This window comes from Beijerinckia sp. L45 (genome assembly GCF_009765775.1).
GTDB lineage: Bacteria > Pseudomonadota > Alphaproteobacteria > Rhizobiales > Beijerinckiaceae > RH-AL1.
Genome location: NZ_LMUU01000198.1, coordinates 17,861 through 27,075 on the forward strand (window position 1 = coordinate 17,861; position 9,215 = coordinate 27,075).

Annotated in this window: 8 protein-coding genes; 2 read left to right on the top strand and 6 right to left on the bottom strand. The window is 64.0% G+C overall.

The window, feature by feature from the left end; genetic code table 11:
- Positions 1-1,296 (top strand): bifunctional diguanylate cyclase/phosphodiesterase (locus GSQ79_RS21235; protein WP_158810787.1); only part of this gene is annotated, 1,296 nt, incomplete at its 5' end.
- A gap of 211 nt (positions 1,297-1,507) precedes the next feature.
- On the opposite strand, the gene GSQ79_RS21240 is transcribed toward GSQ79_RS21235, so the two are convergent.
- From GSQ79_RS21240 to GSQ79_RS21255, 4 genes are read right to left on the bottom strand one after another with little or no spacing between them, the layout of a single operon-like run.
- Positions 1,508-1,726 carry a hypothetical protein gene (locus GSQ79_RS21240; protein WP_158810788.1) on the bottom strand — a complete coding sequence of 73 codons (219 nt, stop codon included), beginning with the start codon at positions 1,724-1,726 and terminating at the stop codon, positions 1,508-1,510.
- 43 nt (positions 1,727-1,769) lie between these two features.
- Positions 1,770-4,040: a xanthine dehydrogenase family protein molybdopterin-binding subunit gene (locus GSQ79_RS21245; protein WP_158810789.1), complete on the bottom strand. Its 2,271-nt coding sequence runs from the start codon at positions 4,038-4,040 to the stop codon at positions 1,770-1,772.
- Between the two features lie 2 nt (positions 4,041-4,042).
- Positions 4,043-5,065: a xanthine dehydrogenase family protein subunit M gene (locus GSQ79_RS21250; RefSeq protein WP_158810790.1), complete on the bottom strand. Its 1,023-nt coding sequence runs from the start codon at positions 5,063-5,065 to the stop codon at positions 4,043-4,045.
- Positions 5,066-5,067: 2 nt separating this feature from the next.
- On the bottom strand, positions 5,068-5,676 hold the full coding sequence (locus tag GSQ79_RS21255) for a (2Fe-2S)-binding protein (protein ID WP_158810791.1): 609 nt from the start codon (positions 5,674-5,676) through the stop codon (positions 5,068-5,070).
- Between the two features lie 677 nt (positions 5,677-6,353).
- Here GSQ79_RS21255 and GSQ79_RS21260 point away from each other — a divergent pair.
- Complete coding sequence (locus GSQ79_RS21260) at positions 6,354-7,205, top strand: glycosyltransferase family 2 protein (protein ID WP_158810792.1); 852 nt, start codon at positions 6,354-6,356, stop codon at positions 7,203-7,205.
- On the opposite strand, the gene GSQ79_RS21265 is transcribed toward GSQ79_RS21260, so the two are convergent.
- On the bottom strand, positions 7,202-8,032 hold the full coding sequence (locus GSQ79_RS21265) for a glycosyltransferase (RefSeq protein ID WP_246725484.1): 831 nt from the start codon (positions 8,030-8,032) through the stop codon (positions 7,202-7,204). The genes GSQ79_RS21260 and GSQ79_RS21265 overlap by 4 nt on opposite strands.
- Before the next feature lie 209 nt (positions 8,033-8,241).
- Positions 8,242-9,215: glycosyltransferase (locus tag GSQ79_RS21270; RefSeq protein WP_158810794.1), on the bottom strand; the 974-nt coding region annotated here is incomplete at its 5' end.

Here is a 9,215-nt window from a genome sequence, read left to right on the forward strand (position 1 = left end):
GCGTTCCATGACGCGTTGACCGGCCTGCCCAACCGCCGGCAGTTCGACGATGCTCTACGGGCGGCCATCTCAGCCCCGCCGCGCGCCGGGGCCAGCCACGCCGTCCTAATGCTCGACCTGAACGCTTTCAAGAAGATCAACGACGTCTTCGGCCACCCCGCGGGCGACGAGGTGCTGGTGCATGTCGCCGCCCGTCTGAGCCGCGCGATGCGGGTAGGTGATCTGATCTCGCGCTTCGGAGGCGACGAGTTCGCCATCCTGTCCACTCAGATTTCCGGTCCCGACGCCGCCACCGGGCTGACGCTGCGCATCATCGAGGAGCTTCATAGGCCGATCATGCTTGGCGGCCGCGAACATAGGGTCGGTGCCGCCATAGGCGTGGCCCTGACCCCGCAGGACGGGACCAATCCCGCGGAATTGTTGCGCAAAGCCGACATCGCTCTCTACCGCGCGAAGGGCAAGGGACGGTCGGCGACTCGGTTCTTCGAGCCCGATATGGATGCCTACATCCAGGAGCGCGATCGCCTCGAACAGGCGTTCGGTCTGGCTCTTCGACGCGGGGAGATACAGCCCCGCTACCAACCCGTCTTCGATCTGAGGTCGGGCCTCCTGTCGGAGTTCGAAGTGACGCCGCATTGGTCAGACGCGGAGTTCGGGACGGTCGATCCGGTCCGGTTCATCCAGATCGCGGACGACGGCGGGCTGGCCGCCGAGCTCACCGATGCCTTGCTCGGCCGGGCATTGGACGACGCGGCAGCTTGGCCGGTCCATGTGCAGCTGGCGATCCGCGTTTCGCCCTCGCTCCTCCACGATCCAGCCTTCGATCTGCGGGTGGTCGCCCACCTCGGTCGATCCGGCTTTTCACCGAAGCGGCTGGATCTGGAGATCGCGGAGAGCGCGATCGTTCGCGACCTGGAAGCTGCGCAGGCCGTCCTCGGCCGGTTACGACAGGCCGGCGTCCGCATCACGCTCAGCGACTTCGGTACGGGTTATTCAAGCCTCTACCACCTCCGCAACTTCAAGTTCGACGGGGTCAAGATAGATCGCGGCCTCGTCGGCAAGATCGGCACGGACCTGGAGAGCGAGGCGGTCGTCAGGGCTCTAATCGGCTTGGGATTAGGCCTCGGATTGGACGTCGCCGCTGAAGGCGTCGACACCGCGGAGCAGCGCCGGATCCTCAGCGTCGAGGGCTGCGGCCAGGGCCAGGGCGGCCTGTACAGCGCCGCGGTCGATGCCTCGAAGGCGCTGGCCATGGCGCGCGTGGCGGCAGCATCGATGGCTATGGGGCAGTCCTAGTCCTACAGCTTCGCCGATGCGATTTGCGTCGGGTTGAAACGGTCGGGTTCAGCCCGATGCTTTTGTCGGAGATCATCTGCTTGTCGAAGCGAAAAGGGGCGCCTGGGTGGACGCCCCATTCCGATGTGTAGCGCGTACAATGGCTGAAGACTCAGCCCATCTTCGAGCAAGCCGGGCGGACGACCTCGCCCGATGGTCCCGTCAGGCGACCTCAGTCCGTTGGCGTATGGCGTGCACGCTCGCGCGCCCGATCTTCTGCGGAATAGACCGTGGCGCCTTCGTAAAACCGCGACCATCCATCGGCCCTGTAGACGACAGCGACAGCGCGTCCGAGACGAAGGCCGCGCATCCAAAGGAAGTAAGGCGTTCCCTTGATGAAAGTCCTCGACCCCATGTCGGCAGCCGTCGCCGCCTTGGCGACGATGGACAACGCCGCGCCTCTTCGCGCGCCCGGTTAGCCCATCGACCGAAAATTAGGATGCCAGCAGTTTCTCGATCCGGATAGGCAGGTCCCTCACGCGCGTGCCCGTCGCATTGTATACCGCGTTCGACAATGCCGCAGCCGTGCCGACGATTCCGAGTTCACCGACGCCCTTGATGCCGAGCGGGTTCACCTTTTCGTCGACCTCCGGTACCAGGATCACGTCGACCGACCCGATGTCGGCGTTGACCGGTACGAGGTAGTCCGCAAGGTTAGCGTTCACGTATCGAGCCCTTTTGGCGTCGATCTCCGTTGCCTCGTGCAGACCGGAGGAAATGCCCCATATCATCCCACCCATCAGCTGACTGTGCGTCGTGCGCGGATTAACGATGTGGCCGGCCGCAAAGGCCCCGACGATCCGCGGCACCCGAATCTCCTTGGTGCGGGCGTGGACGCGGACCTCGATAAACTGGGCACCGAACGCGAAGGCGATGCGATCCTTGTCGCGCGTCCCGCCGATGATCGGCGAGATTCCCTTATAGACCTGCGCCATCGCGCCGGGTTTCGAACCATGGGGAACGAACTCGGCGTATTCCTCGACCGCACCGGCGCCGATGCGTTCGAAGGCCTTGGCAAGCTCCTCCTTCTCGCCGTTGGCGGCAACAAGGCGACCCTCCTTCATGACGTGGTCGCCCTCAGTGTTTTTGCCGCTCGACAACCTGCCGATGACTTTGTCGCAGGCCATCGCGACGGCGTTGCAGACACTCGCCGTGGTGATCGAGCCACCTGCGACAGGAGCCGGCGGTAGCGTCGAGTCGCCCATCTCCACCTTGACCTTGCTGACGTCGATGCCAAGCTTCAGCGCGGCGGTCTGGGCGACAACCGTATAGGCGCCGTTGCCGATCTCGTGCGCGGCGGTGTCGACGCGCGCGGTTCCGTTGGCCTCGAGCCGAACGCGCGCGGAGGCCGGGGCCATCTGTGTGGGATAGCAGGCGGTGGCGCAGCCGTACCCGACGAGCCAGTCGCCGTCGCGGGTCTGACCCGGCTTCGGATTTCGCTTGCCCCAGTCGAACGCCTTCGACGCCTGATCGAAGCAAGGCATCAGCGATCGGCTGGTGTAGGCAAGCCCCTTGATCGGCTCGACCATCGTGTCGTTGACGCGGCGTAGCTCGATGGGATCCATCCCGAGCTTTTCCGCCATTTCATCCATCGCGACTTCAAGGGCGTAGATGTAAGGCGTCTCGGCCGGTGCCCGCATGAAGCCAGGCGTATTGCGGTCAGCGCTGACGATGTTCACAGCGCTGGCAATGTTCGGGCACGCGTACATGCGCGTCGAGGCGTCGGTACCGGCGACGGTATAATCGTCGGGCCGCGAACTGACCTCCCAGCCTTCGTGCGACAGCGCGACGAGCTTCCCATTCTTCGTCGCCCCTAGTTTGACCTCGTGGCGCGTCTCGGCGCGATAGGTTGCAATGGTGAAGCCCTGCGCCCGCGTCGGCACGAGTTTCACCGCGCGGTTCAGGCGCTTGGCCGCGATCGCCGTTATCGCGGTACGAGGCGTGATGCCGCCTTTCGAACCGAAGGCGCCGCCGATGTACTGGCTCAACACCCGCACCTGGCTCGGGTCGAGCTTCAGTTCGGCGGCAGCCCCATGGGCGAGCCCTGTTACCGACTGGCTCGGCTCGTAAATCGTCAGGTTCGGGCCGTTCCAGACACAGGTCGTGGTGAAAAGCTCGATCGGATTGTGGTGCTGGGTCGGCGTGGCATAGCTGCCCTCGACCTGGACGGGAGCAGTCTTGAAAGCAGCCTGAAAGTCGCCGACCGCCGGGTTCTCATGCTTCTCCTTGGAACGCGCTTCGGTGTAGGCCTTTTCCGTCACGCCGTGCGAGCCGAACGTAGCCGAAGGTTGCTCTTCGGTGTAGGTGACCTTCAAGCGGTGAGCCGCTTCTCGCGCCGCCTCGAACCGGTCGGCCACGACCATCGCGATGATCTGCCCGTCATGCCAGACCTGGGGCGAAGACAGCGGCACGATTGACGTTGCCGCAGGGCCGCCAGCCGACATGAAAGGCACCTGCTTGATGGCGTCTTTCATATTCTCGTGTGTCAGGATGTCGATGAGGCCATCGACCTTCCGAGCCTCGCTCTCGTCGATGGCTTTGATCGATCCCTTGGCGATGGCGCTGGTCACCAGGTAGGCGAAGGCCGGGTTCGGGACGTCGACGTCGGAGGAGTATTTCGCCTCCCCAGTCACCTTAAGACGCGCGTCGACGCGCGGAATGGGCTGACCCATGTTGGCTTGGGGTTCTGGCGCGGCATAGGTCACGATCAGACCTCCATCTTGGCGGCTTGAAGCAAGGCGCGGACGAGCGTCGCCTTGCCGAGGGGTATCTTGTAGGCGTTGTGCTCCCGCGGCTTCGCGTCCTTGAAAGCGACCTCCGCCGCGGCCGTCGCCGTCTCTTCGGTGATCCCTTTGCCCGTGAGAGAGGCTTCCGCCTCGACCGCCCGCCACGGCACGGTGGCGACACCGCCGAGCGCGATGCGAACACGTTTGACCTTAGCGTCAGTGATATCCAGGACGACCGCCGCGGTGGCGAGGCCGAACTCATATGACTCTCGGTCACGCACCTTCACGTAGACGGACCGCTTGGTGCCGGGGTCGGCCGGCACGTTGATCGCGGTGATCAGATCGCCAGGCTGCAGCACCGTCTCAACGTTGGGCGTATTGCCTGGCTGCACATGCAGCGAGGCGAACGGTATGGCGCGAAGGCCTGTCGGACCCTGCACCTCGAGCACGGCGTCGAGCGCGATCAGCGCCTGCGCGAAGTCGCCGGGATAGGTGGCGATGCAATCCTCGCTCGTGCCAAGCACGGCGTGGATGCGGTTGAAGCCGTCGAGCGCGGCGCAGCCACTGCCGGGAGTGCGTTTGTTGCACTGGGCGAAGGACGTGTCGCGGAAGTACGGGCAGCGGGTCCGCTGCAGCATGTTGCCGCCGAGCGTCGCCATGTTGCGCAGACCTGAGGACGCGGCCCGCGAAAGGCTCTGCGCGAAGACCGGGTAGTCGCGCTTGATGGTGAGCTCGTTCGCCGCCTCCGCCATCTTGACCAGAGCGCCGATGCGCAAGCCCTTGTCGCTGGCCACGACGCGGCTCGCGTTCGGGTCAGAGGTGAGCGAATTGATGTCGACGAGACGGGATGGCGTCATCACGTCGAGCTTCATTAAATCGAGGAGCGTCGTGCCGCCCGCGAGATACTGTATCGGCGCGCCGACGTGCGACCCGACCATGCCTGGCCCCGCGGCCTTGACGGCTTCGATCGTATTTGATGCACGCTGATAGGTGAAAGGGCGCATGGTCAGGCCCCCATCTTCGTCTTGGCGTCGACGACCGCGGCGACGATGTTGGGATAGGCGGCGCAGCGGCAAAGGTTGCCGCTCATGAATTCGCGGATCTCGCCCTCGCTTCCAGCATGACCGGCGGTAACGCACGCGACAGCGGACATGATCTGTCCCGAGGTGCAGTATCCGCATTGGAACGCGTCGTAATCGACGAAAGCCTGTTGCATCGGATGCAACGACCCATCGGCCTTGGCGAGCCCTTCGATGGTCGTGATAGCGTTGCCTTGCACCGATAGAGCCAACGTCAGGCAGGAGTTCACGCTCTTGCCATCGACGTGGACCGTGCAAGCCCCGCACTGCCCGTGGTCGCAGCCTTTCTTCGATCCCGTAAGCCCGATGTGCTCACGAAGCGCGTCGAGGAGACTGGTACGGGGATCGAGCGCCAACTCCTGTTTCTGCCCGTTCACCATCAGGGTCACCGGAACGAGGGGCGAACTCTTGTAGGAGTCCTCGGCAGCCTTGGTTTCGACGACAGCGCTCCCGATCAACGGCAGGGCGGCGCCGGTGGCGGACGATCTTAGAAAGCCGCGCCGGCTAAAGCCAGGCGCATCGTTCTTGTCGGTCATAGGCGATCTCCGCATCGGCCATATGCCGGTTGCTTGCGTGAAAGCGCCTCTAGCTTAAAACCGTTCCATGTTTCACCAGGGCGTGAATGCGGTCGGAAGACGCGTAAGCGGGTCGATGAGGGACACTCATGGAGCCTTAGCTGATCGACACATCTGTAAATGCTGCAACGCTATCGATTGCAAAGTAATCGACCGGTTTCGCTTACCACTGAATTGCACGGAAACGTCCTACCGGGCGCGACGCGGACAGAGACAAATCCCAGGAGGGCGGTCGCCAGCGATCCTCCGATGCCGGCGACAGCGCTGTTGAAGCCCGGACGCCGTCCCGACATGGCTCTCTAAGACGGACGCCATGACGATGGTTGTCAGAAGCCCATACCAGCCGCCGCCAGCAGTGTCCCTGGCAGCACTTGCGTCAAGTACAGGATCGGTCCAGCCGGAGATAAACGTCGATGGTTATGCCGACGGCAACAAAGGCCGAGCCGCTACAGAGTGGATGGCGGCCGCCCTAGCGGGCAGCGACCGGTCCGATGGATCTCGAGCCGGCGGCCCCGGTAGCGTTGCGACCGAGCTTCGGAGCTTTAAGCCGGCGAAGTGATTGAAAACGGCCGCCCATGAGCTTGCGGCGCCAAACCAACGAACATCCCTGCCGGGAATGCGAGAGGACATCGCGCCTAATGGACGCCACGCCATCAACGAGCGTTATCACGATCAATCGCAACCGCGAGGCGCATCTGGCGCGTCTCATCGAGGGGCTGGACCGTGGCGCCGCACCGCTCGAATGCATCGTCGTCGACATGGGATCGTCGACAACTCGTACCGACGGTTTCGTGCGCCACGTGCCCTTGCCGGGACACGGGCTACCCCTCGCGTCGGCGCGCAACGCCGGCAGGCGCGCGGCTTCGGGCGAGATCCTGGTCTTCCTCGACGTCGACTGCATCCCGTCCGCCGACCTTACCGCCGCTCTCGAAGCGGCCGTGAAGGAGCATGACGCCCTGATCTGTTGCGAAGTCTATTATCTTCCCGAAGGCGCGGTAACGCACGCATGGACTGAAGCGGCTTTATCGCGGTCCGGGGTGCCTCATCCTGCGCGCGCTTTCCCTACCGCCGGCGTCTCGCCCGCGCCCCATCCCGGTCTTTTCTGGTCGCTGGCTTTCGCGGTGCGCGCCGAGACCTTCGACCGCATTGGCGGCTTCGACGACGAATTTACGGGATATGGCGCGGAGGATACCGACTTCGCCTTTCGAGCGGCGGCGATCAACGTACCGACGCTCTTCGCCGGGGCGGGGCGAGCTTTCCATCAACGGCATGAATCTTTCGATCCCCCGATTCAACACGTCGGTGATATCGTCAAAAACGCAGCTCGATTTCACCGGCGCCACGGTTTCTGGCCGATGCCCGACTGGTTGGCGGCGTTCTCCGCGAATGGTCTGATCGAGTATTTTGACGACGGACACATCACGCTTCTGCGTGAGGCGAAACCGGAAGAAATCGAAGCTGCTCGTGTTCCCCCGACGCGCCCGTTTTAGGCTCCAGCAGCAACCGACTCGATCTTAGCGGCGAAAGCGGCGACCGCGTGGGGGTCCGCTAGGGCCCGCAATCTTTCCGTATTCAACGAGCCGACCTTACGGAAGACGTCGACCCAGCCTTCGGGATCGGGCCATCCTTCAAGGACGACCGCGAGGCCGAGCCGAGCTAATGTCCGCGCTTTGTCCACCTGCTCGTCGAAAGGTCGGTCTTCCGGAAAGCAGATAAAACGTTTTCCACGCGTGGCGACCTCAGCAAGCAATCCGTCGCCCGCTCCGCCTACGACAACATCCGCCTCATCTATTGCGTTCGCGATGTCCGGTCGCCACCCATGAAACGTGAGATTCGGCGCGGGGACGGCGGGCAGCGCCGGTCCGTAGACATGCCAATCCATGCGGGGCGTGGCGTTCGCGGCCGATGCAAGGGCAGCACTCGAGATCCTCGTCCCGCCGCTGCCCAGGACGACGACGACCCGCCGAGCTTCCGTCGAAGGCGCCGCGGTCACTGCCGGCGGCGCGAGGAAGCCGCCGTAGAAGGTCTTGTCGCGAACCCATTGCGGGGTCTCGGACGATTCGAAAGCCGAAGGAAACGGCGTGAGTATGCTTGCGGCGCTTCGAAACGCTTCGAGATGCGGAACGTCCGTTCGGGCACCCGCAAGCCGCATCACTGCGGTACGGACTCCCATGAGCCGAGCGAATAGCGCGATCTCCACGGATACATCGGTGACGATCAGGGCCGGATCATTCGTGTCGATCCAGGCCGCCAACAGGGACATACGCCGGCGAATGCCCGCGACGTCCACGGGGGCGTAATGAAAGGCCTCCGGCATGTTTTCGTTAAAGCTGCTTCCGGAGAATTCGCTGGCGCCCGCCCTTCGGTCGTCCGGAAGATCCAGGACGGCGAAACCTTCGACATCGCCGATCGTATCCCCGAACGTCCCGATCAGCGTGCACGGCCGGTCAAGGGCCTTGGCGATGAGCCGGGCGCGGTGACGATGCCCCGAGCCGTGATGATGGATGTAGTAGCCAATCGGTCGACTCAAGCTGCCTCGCCTTCCAGGATGTCGAGACGTGGCGTTTCAGAGGTTGTGTTCACGAGGCTCCAATAGACCGCCTCGTACCGATCGACCATGATCTCGGCATCGAAAGCCGCCTCCGCTCGGGTGCGGCAGGCTCGACGGTCCAGAAGAAGGCAGCGATCGATCGCGCGCGCAAGCCCCTCGACGTCGTCGGCGGGCGCCAAGGCTCCGCACGTCTCGTCCAGAATGTCTGGTAGCGCGCCACGCGCGAAGCCGGCAACGGGCGTCCCGCAAGCCAGCGCCTCGACGACCACGAGCCCGAACGGCTCCTCCCAGCGGGGCGTACAGATGGCGACCATGGCCGCGCCGACCAATGCCGCGAGCGCCGCCTGGGACAAGTGACCAACGTAGATCGAGTCCTCACCCAGACGCGGCATGATCATCTCGTCCCAATAGGCGCGGTTGCTGATCGGTCCGGCGATTCGAAGCGGGATCCCCGCGAGGCGGGCGGCGTCCATCGCCAGGTGCAACCCCTTTTCCGGGACGATCCGGCCGGACCAGACGGCGAAGACGAAATCCGGGCTCGGCCGTCCGAACGGAAACCGCGTCAAATCAACCCCGTTATCGATGATCAGCGGTGCCGATCCAAGATCGGGCCACGTCTCGGCGAGCGACTGCGATACAGACACGATGGCAACGGAAGGGCCCGCGGCGGCCACGCTCTTGTCCAGGGGCGCGAAGGGCGGCGTATGCAGCACGGCGACAGTCGGCGCGTCGAACGAGGCAGCGTGAAGCAAAGGAAGGAAATGAAGCGCATTGAAGTGGATAATGTCGAAGTCTCGCTTTTGGAGCGCCGAGACGATCCGGCCATAGGCCTCGCTTTCGACCTCGTCCACCGTATCGGGGCGCGAAGGGTCGTAGGGCAGTTCGTTGGTCGGGGCGCATACCGGCGCTATCCCGCCGATCGAACCGGAGGCAGCAAACAACGTGACGT